This is a genomic window from Embleya sp. NPDC001921 (assembly GCF_053594475.1).
This window is the reverse complement of sequence record NZ_JBSFEO010000023.1, coordinates 74,164-89,836: the sequence shown is the minus strand read 5'-3', so window position 1 is coordinate 89,836 and position 15,673 is coordinate 74,164. Positions and strand designations below refer to the sequence as shown.

At 74.2% G+C, this 15,673-nt stretch carries 15 protein-coding genes; 5 read left to right on the top strand and 10 right to left on the bottom strand.

Annotation, left to right across the window (positions count from 1 at the left end; all coding sequences use genetic code 11):
* Complete coding sequence (locus tag ACWCPW_RS25995) at nucleotides 1–1,404, top strand: DUF58 domain-containing protein (protein ID WP_449764000.1); 1,404 nt, start codon at nucleotides 1–3, stop codon at nucleotides 1,402–1,404.
* A complete protein-coding gene (locus tag ACWCPW_RS25990) occupies nucleotides 1,401–3,842 on the top strand; it encodes a transglutaminase family protein (protein ID WP_449763999.1) in 2,442 nt (813 codons plus the stop codon). Before ACWCPW_RS25995 ends, ACWCPW_RS25990 begins: the two co-directional genes overlap by 4 nt.
* A 249-nt stretch (nucleotides 3,843–4,091) precedes the next feature.
* Here the strand turns inward: ACWCPW_RS25990 and ACWCPW_RS25985 are convergent, their stop codons facing one another.
* The 5 genes from ACWCPW_RS25985 to ACWCPW_RS25965 form a co-directional block, all read right to left on the bottom strand.
* On the bottom strand, nucleotides 4,092–4,484 hold the full coding sequence (locus tag ACWCPW_RS25985) for a DUF3040 domain-containing protein (RefSeq protein ID WP_026218737.1): 393 nt from the start codon (nucleotides 4,482–4,484) through the stop codon (nucleotides 4,092–4,094).
* A 280-nt stretch (nucleotides 4,485–4,764) separates the two neighbouring features.
* A complete protein-coding gene (gene dinB, locus ACWCPW_RS25980) occupies nucleotides 4,765–5,973 on the bottom strand; it encodes a DNA polymerase IV (protein ID WP_449763998.1) in 1,209 nt (402 codons plus the stop codon).
* Nucleotides 5,974–6,030: 57 nt separating this feature from the next.
* Nucleotides 6,031–6,789, bottom strand: coding sequence for a methyltransferase domain-containing protein (locus ACWCPW_RS25975; protein WP_449763997.1), 759 nt, complete (start codon nucleotides 6,787–6,789; stop codon nucleotides 6,031–6,033).
* A gap of 193 nt (nucleotides 6,790–6,982) precedes the next feature.
* The gene (locus ACWCPW_RS25970) at nucleotides 6,983–7,480 is read right to left on the bottom strand and encodes an SAV_6107 family HEPN domain-containing protein (RefSeq protein WP_449763996.1); all 498 of its coding nucleotides are present in this window, start codon (nucleotides 7,478–7,480) and stop codon (nucleotides 6,983–6,985) included.
* 12 nt (nucleotides 7,481–7,492) lie between these two features.
* Nucleotides 7,493–7,780, bottom strand: coding sequence for a DUF6504 family protein (locus tag ACWCPW_RS25965; protein WP_355534641.1), 288 nt, complete (start codon nucleotides 7,778–7,780; stop codon nucleotides 7,493–7,495).
* Between the two features lie 322 nt (nucleotides 7,781–8,102).
* On the opposite strand from ACWCPW_RS25965, the gene ACWCPW_RS25960 reads away from it, so the two are divergent.
* Both ACWCPW_RS25960 and ACWCPW_RS25955 read left to right on the top strand, forming a co-directional pair.
* The gene (locus tag ACWCPW_RS25960) at nucleotides 8,103–8,969 is read left to right on the top strand and encodes a 1-aminocyclopropane-1-carboxylate deaminase/D-cysteine desulfhydrase (protein WP_449763995.1); all 867 of its coding nucleotides are present in this window, start codon (nucleotides 8,103–8,105) and stop codon (nucleotides 8,967–8,969) included.
* 555 nt (nucleotides 8,970–9,524) lie between these two features.
* The gene (locus ACWCPW_RS25955; RefSeq protein ID WP_449763994.1) at nucleotides 9,525–11,012 is read left to right on the top strand and encodes a phytoene desaturase family protein; all 1,488 of its coding nucleotides are present in this window, start codon (nucleotides 9,525–9,527) and stop codon (nucleotides 11,010–11,012) included.
* 4 nt (nucleotides 11,013–11,016) lie between these two features.
* Here ACWCPW_RS25955 and ACWCPW_RS25950 read toward each other — a convergent pair whose 3' ends face one another.
* Both ACWCPW_RS25950 and metF read right to left on the bottom strand, forming a co-directional pair.
* Complete coding sequence (locus ACWCPW_RS25950) at nucleotides 11,017–11,310, bottom strand: hypothetical protein (RefSeq protein WP_395862395.1); 294 nt, start codon at nucleotides 11,308–11,310, stop codon at nucleotides 11,017–11,019.
* A gap of 70 nt (nucleotides 11,311–11,380) precedes the next feature.
* Nucleotides 11,381–12,298 carry a methylenetetrahydrofolate reductase [NAD(P)H] gene (metF, locus tag ACWCPW_RS25945; protein ID WP_449763993.1) on the bottom strand — a complete coding sequence of 306 codons (918 nt, stop codon included), beginning with the start codon at nucleotides 12,296–12,298 and terminating at the stop codon, nucleotides 11,381–11,383.
* Nucleotides 12,299–12,442: 144 nt separating this feature from the next.
* On the opposite strand from metF, the gene ACWCPW_RS25940 reads away from it, so the two are divergent.
* Complete coding sequence (locus ACWCPW_RS25940) at nucleotides 12,443–13,534, top strand: polyprenyl synthetase family protein (RefSeq protein WP_449763992.1); 1,092 nt, start codon at nucleotides 12,443–12,445, stop codon at nucleotides 13,532–13,534.
* A gap of 554 nt (nucleotides 13,535–14,088) precedes the next feature.
* On the opposite strand, the gene ACWCPW_RS25935 is transcribed toward ACWCPW_RS25940, so the two are convergent.
* The 3 genes from ACWCPW_RS25935 to ACWCPW_RS25925 are packed head-to-tail and all read right to left on the bottom strand — an operon-like array spanning nucleotide 14,089 to nucleotide 15,638.
* Complete coding sequence (locus ACWCPW_RS25935) at nucleotides 14,089–14,580, bottom strand: ribonuclease domain-containing protein (RefSeq protein ID WP_449763991.1); 492 nt, start codon at nucleotides 14,578–14,580, stop codon at nucleotides 14,089–14,091.
* Between the two features lie 37 nt (nucleotides 14,581–14,617).
* Nucleotides 14,618–15,262, bottom strand: a complete 645-nt coding sequence (thiE, locus tag ACWCPW_RS25930; RefSeq protein ID WP_449763990.1) for a thiamine phosphate synthase — start codon at nucleotides 15,260–15,262, stop codon at nucleotides 14,618–14,620.
* Between the two features lie 10 nt (nucleotides 15,263–15,272).
* Entirely contained in the window at nucleotides 15,273–15,638 is a 366-nt protein-coding gene (locus ACWCPW_RS25925) for an Rv2175c family DNA-binding protein (RefSeq protein WP_395862385.1), read from the bottom strand.
* Nucleotides 15,639–15,673: the final 35 nt, after the last annotated feature.

Below are 15,673 nucleotides of genomic sequence, written 5' to 3'. Positions count from 1 at the left end.
GTGCGTACCGCCCTGTCCGGCCTGACGACGCGGGGGCGGTCCTTCCTCGCGGCGGGGGTCGCCGCGAGCATCTGCGCGGTGATCCTGGGCCAACGCGACCTGTTGCGGGTCGGATTCCTGCTCACCGCGCTACCCCTGGTCTCGGTGCTGATCGTCGCGCGCACCCGGCACCTGGTCACCAGCGCCCGCGCGCTGGAGCCGCCCCGGGTCGCGGCCGGTCACGAGTCCCAGGTGCGGCTGCGCGTGGACAACGTCTCGCGCATCCCCACCGGCCTGCTGATGCTCGAGGACCACGTGCCCTACGTGCTCGGCTCGCGGCCCCGGTTCGTCCTCGACCGGATCGAGCCGCACGGCAATCGGCACGTGTCCTACCGGGTCCGCTCGGACCTGCGCGGGCGCTTCCCGGTCGGACCGCTGCGGCTGCGGATGGCCGACCCGTTCGGGATGTGCGAGCTGACCCGGTCCTTCGCCGCGCGCGACACGCTGGTGGTCACCCCGGCGGTCCAGCCGCTGCCCGCGGTGGATCTGGGCGGCGAATGGACCGGGTACGGCGACAGCCACGCCCGCAACGTGTCCGCGTCCGGCGAGGAGGACGTGGTCCCGCGCGAGTACCGACACGGCGACGACGTACGCCGGGTGCACTGGCGCTCCACCGCCCGCCGCGGCGAACTGATGGTGCGCCGCGAGGAACAGGCCTGGCAGAACCGGGCCACCGTACTGATCGACACCCGCGCGGACGCGCACGTGGGCGACGGCCCGGCCTCGTCCTTCGAGTGGGTCGTCTCGGCCGCCGCGTCCGTGGGCGTGCACCTGTGCCGGCGCGGCTACACCACCCGGCTGCTCGACTCCGAGGGCGACGCGCTCGCCGGCGACCTGGAGGGGATCCGGGCCGCGCCCGGCGACCTGGAGGGTTTCCTGCTGGACGCGCTGGCCGTGGTCGAGACCGTCCCGGTGACCGGGCTGGACCAGGCCGAACCCGCGCTGCGCGACCCGAACGGCGGCGGGCTGACCGTCGTCGTGCTCGGCGCGCTGACCGAGGACGACATCAAGCGGCTCGGCCGGGCCCGCCACCGGTCCGGTCGGGGCGTCGCGGTGGTCCTGGACGTGAGCACGTGGGGCCGGGTGCCCGGCGCGCTGCCGCACGACGGCGCGGTGGCCCTGCTGCGCCAGGCCGGCTGGTCGGTGTTGTCCGCCCGGGCCGGTACCAGGTTGTCCGAACTCTGGCGCTCGGCCGGGCGGGTCGGCGACCCGGCCGCCGCCGGTTCGATGTCCTTCGCCGGCACCTCCCGCGCGAGCGCCCCCGCGGCGCCCGCGACGGAGGCCGGCGGCTCGACCCCGCCCCCGCGCCCGCGTGCGGCGCCCACGGTCGGGGGCGGCACCGTCGATGAAGGGGAACGGTCATGACCGGTCGGCTCCGCCTGGCCCTGGTCGCGGGACTCGCGACCGCGCTGACGTCGTCCTCACTGCTCCCGCTGGTCGACGCGGGCGGCTGGATCGCGCAGGGACTGGGCGCGATCCTCCTGGTCGCCCTGGTCGGCGAGGGCGCCCGGCGGATCCGGGTGCCGCGCCCGGTCGTGGGACTGACCCAACTCGCCGCGCTGGTGCCCTACCTGCTGCTGGTCTGCGTACCCGACGCCAGCGGCCCGATCCCCACCCCGAGCAGCATCGACGCGTTCGTGGACCTGCTGCGGGTGGGCGGGCAGGACATCCGGGAGTTCACCGCCCCCGCGCCCGCCTCGCCCGGGATCATCGCGATCCTGCTGCTGGTCATGGGCGGCATGGCCGTGCTCGTGGACCTGATCGCGGTGACCTACGCCCAGGCCGCCCCGGCGGGCCTGCCGCTGCTCGCGCTCTACAGCGTCCCCGCGGCGCTGTCCCGGTCCGGACTGGGCTGGGCGATCTTCCTGATCGCGGCGCTGGCGTACGTCCTGCTGCTGCTCGCCGAGGGCCGCGAGCGGCTGCTGCGCTGGGGCCGCCCGCTGACCCCGCCGCCGCCGGCGGGCCATCCGACGATGCGGCAGTACCGCCCGCCCGCGCGCGGCGGCGGCCGGATCGGCGTGGCCGCGCTCGCGGTGGCCGTCGTGGTCCCGGCGCTGATCCCGCTCAGCGCGAACCGGCTGATCGACAGGAACGACAACGGGCCCAAGTCGCGCCGACTGACCACGATCAACCCCGTGGTCAAGCTCTCCGACGAGCTGAACCGGGCCGAGAACACCGAGCTCATGCGCTACCGCACCAACGCGGCCACACCGGGCTCCATCTACCTGCGGCTCTCCTCCCTGGACCGCTTCGACGGTCGGAGCTGGCAGCCCTCCGAACGGCCGCTGACCGACGTCCCGCGCGAGTTCCCCAAGCCCGCGGGCCTGGATCCGGCGGTGCGGACCACCGAGGTGACCACCCGGATCGAGGCCGACGACAACTACAAGCAGTTGTCGCTGCCGATGCCCTACCCGGCGACGCAGGTCCAGGTGAAGGGCACCTGGCGCTACGAGGCCGAGGGGCGGCTGCTGCTCGCCGACAACAAGCAGGACACCCGGGGCCTGGGTTGGACGGTGACCAGCCTGGACGTCGAACCGACCCCCGCCCAGCTCAAGGCCGCCCCACCGCCGCCGCCCTCGCTCGCGCCGTACGTGGCGCTGCCGCTGCCGCCCGACATGGTCGACCGGGTCCGCCGGCAGGCGCTCAAGATCGGCGGGAACGGCACCTCCTACGACCGGGCCCGCAACCTGGAGGAGTGGTTCGCCCGGTCGAGCCAGTTCCGCTACGACACCAAGGTCCCGCAGGGCAACGGAGCCTCCGCCCTGGAGAACTTCCTGGAGCAGAAGGTCGGCTACTGCGAGCAGTTCTCGTCGGCGATGGCGGTGATGGCCCGCACGCTCGGCATCCCGGCGCGGGTCGCGGTCGGCTTCATCCCCGGCACGCTGCAGACCGACCTGACCTACAAGGTGAGCAGCCACGACGCGCACGCGTGGCCCGAGTTGTACTTCTCCGGCGCGGGCTGGATCCGGTTCGAACCGACCCCCTCGCGGGGCAACTCGCCCTCCTACGCCCAGCAGGACGTCGCGCCGGTGCTGCCCTCCGCGTCCCCCGACAGCGCCGGCGAACTGCCCACCAAGCAGCCGCAGGCGTCGCCGGGCGCCACGCCGTCGGCGTCCGCGTCCGCCGCGCCGGTCACCGCCGCGGGTTCCTCGAACGGGCCCTGGCTCTCCGGCCGGACGCTGCTGATCGGCACCGCGATCGCGCTGGTCGTGCTGCTCGCGGCGGCGCCGATGTTGACCCGGGGCCGGGTCCGGGGCCGCCGACTCGCGGCGCTGAGCCGGAACGCGGCGGCGCGGGGGGACGTCCCCGAGCCCGGCGATCGCGCCGGGCCCGTGCTCGGCGGCTGGGCCGAGGTGCTGGACACCGCGCGCGACCTGGGCCATCCGGCACCCGGCGCGGAGACCCCGCGCCAGGCGGTCGCGCGGCTGCTGGGCGTGTTGTCGGACCGAGCGGCGTCGGACACCGACGACCCGAAGGCCGATCCCGTCGTGGTGGACGCCGCCGTGCTCGCGGCCCGCGAGGCGCTGCCGCGTGTCGCGCTCGCCACCGAACGGCTGCTCTACGCGCAGACCCCGCCGACCCCGGAATCGGGCCTGGGCGAGGACGTCCGGGCGGTCCGCAAGGGTCTGCTGGCCCGGGCCGGCCGCGGCCGCCGACTGCGCGCGACGCTGCTCCCGTCGTCGTTGCGCCGCCCGAGCGGCCGGCCGAGCCTGGCCGAACGCCGGTACGCGCTCACCGATCGGCTGCGCCGGCGTCGGGGCGACGGCCCGGGACCCGCGCCCAAGCCGGCCGACGTCGGCTGAGGGCGGCGGTCGGACCGACGGCGGTCCGGACCGGGAGACGCGGTCCGGACCGGGAAGCGAAGTCCGGACCGGGAAGCGAAAACGCCGGTGGCGGTGGCCCCTTCGAAGGGGTCACCGCCACCGGCGTTCACGCGTATGTATCGACGCGCCCGTACCGACAATCGTCGGCTCGGGTCGGCCCCGACCGGACGGTGGCCGAGTCCCGCACCGTGCCCGCGGGCATCGGACGAGTCGGCCGCCGTACTCCGCTCAGCCGCCGTTCTCCTCGCGCCGCCGGCGCCAGCGGTCCTCGATGCGGTTCATCACCTTGGCCTTGCGCCGGCGCGGTGCGCGCCCGGGAGCGCCGCCGCCTTCGCCCGCGTTGGCCGTCGCGGGTCCCCGGCGCCAGCCGGTGACCGCGAGGAGCGCCCCACCGAGCATCGCCAGAAAGCCGATGACGCTCACCCAGATCTGTTGGACCATCATGCCGGTCATCAACAAGACGATGCCGAGCAGGAATCCGAGGATCGCCTGAACGGTGCGTCGCCGGGTGTGCCGGCGCATGCCGGCTGCTTCGAGCGCTGTCGCGAATTTGGGATCTTCGGCGTAGAGCGCTCGCTCCATCTGCTCAAGCATGCGCTGCTCGTGCTCTGAGAGCGGCACGGCGTCCTCCTTCGTCGGCCGCGACGCGACCTTGCGGCCCTTTCAGGATAGGCAGGTAATCGCTGTCGTGAAAGCCACCCTCGGCACCGGCTCGAAGCCCGCTTCCGGATGATGGGTCACCACGTCGATTCCCGCCCCTGTCGACACTCCTGCCCTGTCCGGCGCACGCTCATGTCCCCCGGTCAGGGCTTCGATGATATGCGGCCGGAGCGGGTTCGCGCTGAGGGGCGGGGCCGCGCGGGTCGCGCCCGGTCGCCGAGGCCGTTGCCGGGAGTCGGGCTCAGCGCCCCGAACGCCCCCGGGAGCGGGGTCCGGGGGCCAGCAGCGCGGCCGAGGTGAGCGCCGCGTCGCCGAAACGGCCGCGCACCGCGTCGGCCGCGCGCTCCGCCTCGCGTCGGCCCAGAACCCTTTCCCCGAGCACCAGTTGGCGCGGATGGGCGCCGCCGACCAAGCCCTCCACCCGGATGCCCACCAGCCGCAGCCGGGCCCGTTCCAGGCCCAGCGCGCCGTGCAGCACGCAGGCCACGCCGTAGATCTCGTGGCCCACGTCGGTGGCCTCGCGCAGCGTCCTGGCCCGGGTGAGCGTGGTGAAGTCGGCGAATCGGATCTTGATCGTGACGGTCCGCCCGGCCGCCTTCGCCCGGCGCAGCCGGCTCGCGGTGCGGTGCGCCAGGTCCAGCAGTGTGCGGCGGATCACCACCGGATCGTCCACGTCGGTGGGGAAAGTCTCCTCGGCGCCGATACTGCGTTCGGGTTCGGACGGGATCACCGGACGCCGGTCCCGCCCCCACGCGAGTTCGTGCAGTCCGCGACCGGCGGCCGGACCGAGCGCGCGGCTCAACGTCTCGACCGGGGTGTGTGCGACGTCACCGATGGTGGTCAGGCCCAGATCGGTGAGCAGCGCGCCGGTGCGTTCGCCGACGCCCCACAGTCGGTCCACCGGGAGCGGGTGCAGGAAGTCCACCACCTCCTCGGGGCGGACCACGCGCAGGCCGTTCGGCTTGGCCAGGGCGCCGGCCAGCTTGGCGGTGAACTTGTTGTCGGCGATCCCGACCGAGCAGGTGATGCCCTGTTCGTCCAGGATCCGGGCGCGGACGCTCTCGCCGACCGTCTCCGGCGGGCCCAGTCGGCGGGTGACGCCGGTCAGGTCCAGGAACGCCTCGTCCAGGGACAGCGGCTCCACCCGCGAGGTGATCGAGCGGAGCACCTCCATGACGCCGCCGGAGATCAGCCCGTAGTCGTCGTGGTCCGGCGACAGGAACACCGCGTGCGGGGCGAGCCGGCGGGCCCGGGAGGTGGCCTGGCCGGCGTGTACGCCCAGCGCGCGCACGTCGTAGGTGGCGGAGAGCACCACGCCGCGCGGGCCCTGGCCGGCCACCACCAGGGGGGTGTCCCGCAGCGCGGGGTTGCGGCGGATCTCGACGGACGCGTAGAAGGCGTCCATGTCCACGTGCATGATCGCCGGCGAGGCGGGTCGGGCGGTGCTCATCCGGCACCGCCCGGACCGGGGGCCCGGTCGGGGTGGACCCGACCGGGGTGCCTGGGGTCAGCCCGTCGGCTTGCTCGCCAGCAGGTGCAGTTGGGTGGCCAGTGCGCGGTACTCGGGCTGTTCGGCCGCGGCCCGCTCCAGGTCCAGGAGGGCGTCGAAGGAGCCCGGGTCGTCGACCAGGACACCCGGGACCAGGTCGGCGAAGACCCGGATCGCGTGCACGGGGCCGGCTTCGAGGCCGGCCTTGGCGACCAGGCCGGTGAGGTCGGCGACGGTGAACCGGCGCGGCAGCGGATCGGTCGGGCCGTACCGGCCCGCGGGGTCGACGAGCAGGTCGCGGGCCTGGTCGAAGTGCCCGGCGAGGGCGCGTGCCAGGACCGCGCCGGTGCGGTTGGCCGCGAGCAGGCTGAGCGTGCCGCCGGCGCGCAGGGCGCGGACGATGTGCGCGAGGTCGGCCGAGGGGTCGTCGACCACCTCGAGCACGCCGTGGCACAACACCACGTCGGCGGCGTCCGGCTCGACCACGTCGAACAGGCCGTGCGTGTCGCCCTGGTAGGCCCGGACCAGGTCGGTGACCCCGGCCTCGGCGGCCCGGCGTTCGAACGCGGCGAGCGCGTCCGGGCTGGGGTCGACGACGGTGACCCGGTGGCCGAGTCGGGCGATGGGCACGGCGAGGTTGCCGGTTCCGCCACCGGCGTCGAGCACGTCCAGGACGTCCCGTCCGGCCGCCCGGGCCCGTCGGTCCAACGCCTCGCGCAGCACCTGCCACACGACGGCGGTACGCATCGAGCTGCGCCTGCGCGTCTGGTCGGACACGGACACCCTCCTCCGGAACTGGTCGGGTTCCACCTTAGGGCGTCGAGCGAAGTCGTCCCGCGCTCTTGGGGCCGGCGTTCCGGAGCTTGCGCGGGGGCTGCTCGGCGGGGTCGCCGGCCGGGCGCGGGTCGGCGTACGGGGAGATCCGGAAGCCGCTCGTGCGCACGGCTCGGTCGGTTCATGGGTGGTGCGTTCAATCGGTAGGAGGGGGTGGGGCCGGGATCGGGGGCAGCGCGAGCAGTCGCACCACCAGGCGGAAGAAGGTCTCCACGTCGCGGATCAGGTCGTCCGCCTCGCGGCCGGTGACCGCGCCGGGCAGCCCCGCCTCGGCGGCGGCGCGCTTGCGGGCGCCGGACGCGAAGAAGGCGGCCCATTCGGTCAGCTCGGGCGCCACCTTCGGCAGCAGTTCCCACGCGCTGCGCGGGGCCCGCCGGCGCCGGCCCGGGCGCTCGTCGTCGGCCTGTGCCCGAGCGGCCAGCACGGCCGCGGCCACGCGCAGCGCGGCCAGGTGGGCGGTGGCGTACCGCTCCGCGGCGTCGCGGTTGACGGCGGCCTCGGTGAGCCCGCGCCGAGCCTGGGCCAGCAGATCGAGCGCGCCGCGCGGGGCGGACGACCAGCGCACGGGCGCCCGTCGGATCGGCGGCGGCTCGGGTATGTGGGCGGACTGGTTCAGACTCGCGCTCGGGCTCACGAAGCCACCTCCTCAATCGGCGGTCCGCGCCAGCGTCCAGGTCCCGGCGCCGGCGTCCAGGCTGAGGTCGTACACACCCAACGGCGCACTGCGACCGGCACCGGCCTCCACGCGCCACACCTCGCGCTCCCCCGTCGCCACGACGGCGGTGCGCGAGCGCGCGTGCTGCCACCACTCGCCGGTCTCGACCCAGTGCCCGAGCACCTCCCGGACCACGTAGAGCCGGTCGTGCCACAGGAACCGCGCGGGGTCCCCACCACTGCGCAGCACCTCCACCGGGTCGGTGTGCAGACGCGTCATACAGCTCCTCCTCTGCCGGGGGATCGGCGATGCGCTTCCCCACGCACCGCCGACCCGGGCTACCCATCCGGTTGCCCCGTGCCGTTCGAGTCGAACTCTTCTTTCGAACAAAAGTTCGATCTCGTTTGCCAGTAAAGCTCGCTCCCCCACCCACGTCAACGTCATTGCCGCAGTCCCGGGCGAACCGTCGCGTTCGAGCGATGTTCGAGCATGTTCGAGTCCGCGTGATCCGCCGTCGAGAGCGCTCGCCCCCACGTCCTCCACCGTGACAGGCGACACCGACAGCCCCGGCGGACCGACCCGGCGTGCCACCCTTGTCCGGGTGCGCCCACGTCTGCCCTCGCCGCTGTGCGAACTGTCCGATCCCCGGCTGACCGCCCGCGGCCTGCGGCTCGCGCTCAAACGGGACGACCTGATCCATCCCGAGGTACCGGGCAACAAGTGGCGAAAGCTGAAGTACAACCTGGCGGCGGCCCGCGAGCAGGGGCAGCGCGCGTTGTTGACCTTCGGCGGCGCCTACTCCAACCACCTGCGGGCCACCGCCGCCGCCGGCCGCGCGTACGGACTGGCCACGGTGGGCGTGGTGCGCGGCGAGGAACTCGCCGACCGCCCGCTCAACCCGTCCCTCGCCTTCGCCGTCGAACACGGCATGCGGCTGGTGTTCATCGACCGTGCGACCTACCGCGCCAAGCACACGCCGCGCGTGCTCGATCGGCTGCTCGCCGCACACGGCCCCGCGTACGTGCTCCCGGAAGGCGGCAGCAACGAGGCCGCCGTGCGCGGCTGCGCGGAACTCCCGGCCGAGCTCGGCGACGACTTCGGCACGGTCTGCGTCGCGGTGGGCACCGGCGGCACGCTGGCCGGCATCGCGGCGGGCCTGCCGCCCGGGCGGCGCGCGATCGGCTTCGCGGCGCTGGGGGGCGGCTTCCTCGCCGACGAGGTGGCCGACCTCCAGCGCCGAACGTACGGGGCGCCGACCGACAACTGGCACGTGGAGCACGACTTCCACCACGGCGGCTACGCGCGGCGCGGCCCGGAGCTGGACGCCTTCCTCGCCGACTTCGCGGCCCGACACGACTTCGCGCCCGAGCCGATCTACGTCGGCAAGATGTTGTTCGGCCTGTTCGCCCTCGCCGAGCGCGGCACGTTCGCCCCGGGCACCCGACTGGTCGCGGTGGTCACCGGCTGAGCCCGAACCGGCTGAGCCCGAACCGCAGGCCCGAACCGCCGGCGGCCCCGATCCGCGGCCCGGCCCCGCGACGCGCGCATGCGAAAGGCGTCGGTCCCGCCGCCCCCCGCGGCGGTACCGACGCCTCGAACGACCCGGCGCCCCCGTGCCGGCCGTCACCCACCGGGACCGACCGACGCCCCCGTCGTCCGTCCCGATCTCGCCGCGCCCCGCCGTCCCCCCGAACGGCCCTCCCCCGAGGTTGGTATGGGCGCTTCCCCGTGCCGACCACTGTGCCGGTCGGCCCGGCGGCGGAACATCCGTACGAATACTCAGTGGCGGGCATGAGTATCACCGCCCATATCCGCCTTGATCACGACTTTCGACCCGGGTCGCTTGCGGTGGAAAGAAATCTTCCCCACGCGTACAACCCTCTGCCCGGGTCGCGAGTCTTACCAATCGTGACCCGCTGGGGGGTGGGCCCGTGGACCGTGGGGAGCGGTCGCGGGACGGTGAGGGGGATCAGGCCCGGGGGGCGGGCCTGATCCCCCTCACTCGCATATACGCTGTGCCACCGTGGCTCGCATTGTGGTTGTCGGCGCAGGTATGGGTGGGTTGGCGGTGGCCGCTCGGCTGGCCACGCTTCGGCACGAGGTGACGATCTGCGAACGGTCGTCGGCGACCGGCGGACTCTCCGGCTCGATCGTCCGGGACGGCTTCACCTTCACCACCGGTCCCGGGCTGCTCACGCTGCCGGCCGTCTACCGCGACCTGTTCCTCAAAACCGGCGCCGCGATCGAGGAAGTCGTGGATCTGGTCCCGATCGCCACACCCACCCGCGAGTCGTTCGCCGCCGCGAGCGGCGCGCGCACCGTCGTGGACATCCCCAACGCGTCCCGGTCCGGGACCCACGAGGCGTTCGAGTCCGGGTTCGGGCCGGGCGCGGGCGCGGACTGGCAGCGGCTGCTGCACCGGGCCGGCGAGATGTGGGGCGTCACGCGCAAGAGCTTCTTCGAGGCGCCGCTCCTGGCCGATCCCGCGCGGCGCGCCGAGCGGCTGCGCAGCGCGGGCGGGCGGGCCGACCTGCGGGTGACCGCGCCGTGGCGCTCGCTGCGCTCGCTCGGCCGGACCCACCTGGGCGACCTGCGACTGCGCGCCCACCTGGAGCGCTTCGCCGCCGAGGCGGGCTGCCATCCCGGCAAGGCGCCCGCGACGCTGGCGACGCTGCCGTACCTGGAGGAGACCTTCGGGGTGTGGTGGGTGCGCGGCGGTCTGCACCGGATGACCCAGGCGCTGCACGCGCGCTGCGTGCAGCGGAAGGTGAAGGTGCGCACCGACACCGAGGTGGTCTCGATCGAACGCGCGGGCGGGCGGGTCGCCGGCGTACTGCTGGCCGACGGCGGCCGGCTCGACGCCGACGTCGTGATCACCGACCTGCCCATCGACCCCAAAAGCGCCGGGCTGCTGCCGGCCGCGAGGACCGGCCGGGTGGGCCGGGTGCCGGCCTCCTCGGCGATGCTCGAACTGCATCTCGCGCTGCGCGGCGGCGCCGCCGGGACGCCGCACCGCACCTACCTGTTCGCGGACGACCCCGGGCACGAGCCGGACGCGCTGTTCGCGCACCGCGCGGCGCCGCCGGTCGATCCCACGCTGTGCGTGCTGGCCCCCGACGACCCGGCGCTGGCCCCCGAGGGGCACAGCGCGTGGACGGTACAACTGCGGGTGCCCCGGCACGGTGTGGTGGACTGGGACTCGGCCGCCGTCCGGGACGCCTACCCGGCGACCGTGCTCGACCTGATGGCCCGTCGCGGTCTGGACGTCCGCGACCGGGTGTTGTGGTCCGAGCTGCGCACGCCCGCCGACCTGGCGGAGCAGACCGGCGCCCCGGGCGGCGAGGTGCCGGGCGCGGGCGCCGACGGTCCGCGCAACGCGCCGCGCCGGGTACCGAACCGGTCGGCCGTACCGGGACTGTTCTCGGTCGGCGCGAGCGCCCACCCGGGCGGCGGTCTGACCCGGGTCGGCATGTCCGCGGCACTGGTGGCGGAGCTGATCGGGCGCGCGTGAGGCGTCAGCGGGCCTTGGCGCGGCGACCCTTCGGGCGCCGGCCGCTGACCGTCCAGCCGTGGTGGTAGGCCTTGCGCACGTAGCGCGTGGTCAGGAACTGGCCGACGGCGAAGCAGAACACGCCGATGCCGACCAGCACCGGGTTCTTGATCCCCACGCCCGCGGCCACGCCGACGAAGCCGACGAAGGCGAGCACGCGGTAGCGGAACGGCGCGCCGTGCTGCCACAGCACCTCGGTCAGCAACCACAGCCCGATCGGCACGAACAGGATGTAGAGCACCACCAGGCCGAGCTGCACGGTAGATCCCTTCGTTACCGGCGCGTTGTCTCACCCTAAAGGGTGAACCGGTCGTTGGGGCCGAACCGGATCAGCCGCCTTCGTGAAGCCCGAGGTTCTGGTAGATCTCGGTGGTCGCCGTGGATCGGTTGAGGGTGATGAAGTGCAGTCCCGGCGCGCCCTCGGCGAGCAGCCGCTCGGACATCCGGGTCGCGTACTCCACGCCGATCGCGCGCACCGCGGCCCGGTCGTCGGCGACCGCCTCGACCGCCGCCGCCAGCTCGGCCGGCACCCTGCAGCCGCTCAGCTCGTCCGCCCGCACCAGCGTGGTCGGGCTGGTGACCGGCATCACCTCGGGAATGATCGGGATCTCGCAGCCGGCCGCCGCGACCCGGTCGCGCAGCCGCAGGTAGTCCTCGACCGAGAAGAACATCTGGGTGATCGCGTAGTCGGCGCCGGCCCGGCACTTGGCCACGAAGTGCCGGATGTCCTCTTCCCAGTTCGTCGAACGCGGGTGCATCTCCGGGAAAGCCGCGACGCCCACGCAGAAGTCGCCGGACGCGCGCAGCAGCTCGACCAGCTCGATCGCGTAGGTGAAGCCGTCCGGGTGGGCGACCCACTCGCCCTTCGGGTCGCCGGGCGGGTCGCCGCGCAGCGCGAGCACGTTGCGCACGCCCGCGTCGGCGTACTGCCCGATGATGTTGCGCAGCTCGGCGCGGGTGTGCCCGACCGCGGTCAGGTGGCCCACGGGGGTGAGCGTGGTCTCGGTGGCGATCCGCTCGGTGGTGTCCACGGTCATGCCCCGGCTGGAGCCGCCCGCGCCGTAGGTGACCGAGACGAAGGTCGGCGCCAGCGCCTCGACCCGACGGATGGCCTCCCACAGTGTGCGGGTGCCCTTCTCGCTCCTGGGTGGCATGAACTCGAACGAGAAGGACCGGGTGCCGCTCGCGAGCAGATCGCGAATGGCGGGGGTTCGACTGATCCGAGTGGATGCGGCACCGAGAGACATGTACGCAGGTTATCCGGCGGTCCCGCGGGCGAGAACGGCTTCCCACTCCGCGAGACGGCCGGGCTGCTCCGGATGGCCGGACCGGGCGCAAGTTAGGCTGCCCCGTACTTCCCCACCGTTTCATCGCCCTCGACGGAAGACTCCATGGCTGCCGATTCCTTCCCCGTACACCCCCTGGACCGGGACGGCCTGCGGCAGCGCGTCAATGCCGCGCTGGGCGAGTTCATGGACCGTCAGGCCGAGGTGCTCGCCGACGTGGGCGAGGGCATGGTCCCGGTCACCGCGGCGCTGAGCGACTTCGTGCTCGACGGCGGCAAGCGGCTGCGGCCGGGCTTTTGCTACTGGGGCTGGCGCGGTATCGCGGGACCGGACGCGGAGGACGCCGCGATCGTGCGCGCGGCCACCGCGCTGGAACTGCTCCAGGCCAGCGCGCTGATCCACGACGACCTGATGGACAGCAGCGACACCCGGCGCGGCAAGCCCGCGGTGCACCGCCGGTTCGAGGGCCTGCACGCGGCGAGCGGCTGGGTCGGCTCGGGCGAGTCGTTCGGCTCGGCGGCGGCGATCCTGCTCGGCGACCTGTGTCTGTCCTGGTGCGACGAGATGTTCGGCGCGAGCGGCGTGGACGACCGGGCGCTGCGCGCGGCCAAGCCGTTGTTCGACGTGATGCGCACCGAGGTGATGGCGGGCCAGTACCTCGACGTGCTGGAGCAGGCGATGGGCGGCGGCTCGGTCGAGCGCTCACGGCGCGTGATGCGGTTCAAGTCCGCCAAGTACACGATCGAGCGGCCCCTGCACGTGGGTGCCGCGCTGGCCGGAGCCGACCGGGCCGCCCTGGACGCCTACTCCGCGTACGGGCTCCCGCTCGGTGAGGCGTTCCAGCTCCGCGACGACGTGCTCGGCGTCTTCGGTGACCCCGAGCGGACCGGCAAGCCCGCCGGCGACGACCTGCGCGAGGGCAAGCGCACCGTGCTGCTGGCGCTCGCCGGCGAGCGGGCCGACGCCGCGCAGGCCGAGATATTGACCGCGCTGCTCGGGGATCCCGCGTTGAGCGACACCGGGGTCAAGGAATTGCGCGCGGTGATCGAGGACACCGGCGCGCTCGCCGACGTGGAGACGATGATCACCGAGCTGACCGAGCGGGCCCTCGCCGCCCTGGCCGTCGCGCCGATCGCCGGCGACGCGCGCGAAGTGCTGCGGGAGCTGGCCGACGCCGCCACCGTGCGCAGCGTCTAGTTCGGCGTGCGCCGCGGCGCCGACCGCGAACGGGGAGCCCAGCGCCGCGGGGCGGGGCCGCTCCGGCTCGGCCGCCCGGCCCCGGGAGGGGTGCGGGCCGTGCGTCTCGTCGGCCTCGAGCAGTGCCTGTGGCGGGTTGCGGCCGAGCAGGTAGATCCCGCCGATCATCGCGGCGAGCACGAACAGCGGGAACAGCAGCGCGGCGCCGCCGTCGGGTGTCGCGCCCGGGCGCGACCGCGCGTGTTCGGCGGCGACTCTGGGCCCGGGGACCGACGGCTTCGCCGGGTCCGTCGAGGTGGCCGGCGTCGTCGAGGTGGTCGGCGCCGTCGCGGGGTGCGGCAGGTCGTGGTCGTGGGCATCCTCTGCGGACCCCGGACGACATCGAACGTCGGGTGTGTCCATCTCGGCAGTCTGGCCGCTCGCTCCGCCCGGTCCGGCCGGAATACGCCATCCGCGAGGCCAACCACCCGATCGGCCCAGGGCCGGTGCCGGCGCCCACCCGTCCGAGCCGACCCACCCGTCCGACCCACCCGTCCGAGCCGCCGCGCACCCGCTCAGGGCAGCACGGCCGCGAAGCTCGCGTAGTGGTCGTCGCTGTAGAAGCGCTCGGTGTTCTTGCCCGCGACGATCCGGCGCGCGCCGCGATCGGCGGCGCCCGGCGTGCGGACCGTGTACTCGCGGTAGTACCCGTCGGGCTCGGCCGGCAGCAGTTTCTCCCGGTTGCCGAAGACGACGCCGTCGCGGCTGTACGGGAACGGCCCGCCCGCCGCGATCAGGCGCAGCGTCTCGCGGGCCTCGGCCGGCAGCCGCGCCGCGGCGACGGTGCGCATCCCGGCGGGCACCCAGTCGGGGCGCGCGGAGGTGGACTCGACCGGTGGGAAGGCGGTCGCGCCGGTGCGGATGGTCGCCGTGGTGGGCGGCGCGCTCGCGCGGGTGCCGCCGTCGCCGTCGCCGTCGTCCCGGGTGAGCGCGAAGGCCAACGCGAGCGCGGCGACGAGCGCGAGCAGCGTGACGACGACGAGGCCGCGCCGCCGGGAACCGGACATAGCCGGATATTGTCACGCCGTCTCGCGCGCGCCGGGGTCAGCGCTCGGCGAGTCGCCGAACGAACTCCGCCGTCGCCTTCGCCGGGTCCGCGGCCTCGGTGATCGCGCGTACGACCACCACGCGGTCGGCGCCCGCGGCCAGCACCTCGTCCAGGTTGTCCGGGTCGATGCCGCCGATCGCGAACCACGGCCGGGTCGGGCGCAGCGCGGCGGTGTAGCGGACCAGGTCCAGGCCCGGCGCGGGTCGGCCCGGCTTGGTCGGGGTGGGCCAGACCGGCCCGGTGCAGAAGTAGTCCACCCCGGGCTCGGAGATCGCCGCGTCCACCTCGGCCTCGGCGTGTGTGGACCGGCCGATCAGCACGTCGCCGCCGACGATCGCGCGGGCCGCCGGGACGGGCAGGTCGTCCTGTCCCAGGTGCAGCACGTCGGGGCCGATCGCGTGCGCGACGTCCGCGCGGTCGTTGACCGCGAGCAGTGTGCCGTGTCGGCGGCACGCGTCCGCGAACACCTGGAGGTATTCGAGTTCGGGTCGGGCCTCCAGACCCTTCTGCCGCAGTTGCACGATGTCCACGCCCGCGCCCAGGACCGCGTCCAGGAACTCGGGCAGGTCGCCCTGGCGCTCGCGCGCGTCGGTGCACAGGTACAGGCGTGCGGCGGCCAGCCGTTCCTGTCGGCTCGTCATCGGCCCGGCCTCAGATCGCCAGCGCCTGGGCGCGGCGACGCACCTCGGTCATCCGGTTCTCCTGGAGCGCCTGCACCGGCGTGCCCGGGAGCGTGTCGTCCGCGGTGAACAGCCACTCCAGCGCCTCCTCGTCGGTGAAGCCGGAGTCCGCGAGCAGGGTCAGCGTGCCGACCAGGCCCTTGACGATGTTGCCGTCCTGGAAGAAGTCGGCGGGTACCTGGAGGGCCCGGTGCTCGCCGCGGCGCACGGCCAGGAACTTGCGCTCCTTGAGTTGCTGCCGGACCTTCAGGATGTCCACGCCGAGGATCTCGGCGATGTCGGGGAGTGTCACCCAGGCGGGGACGAGGGCTTCTGTTTTGGCGTCGATCTCACTCACCCGGCCAAGTTTAGGTTCCGCGCCCGGGCCGGACG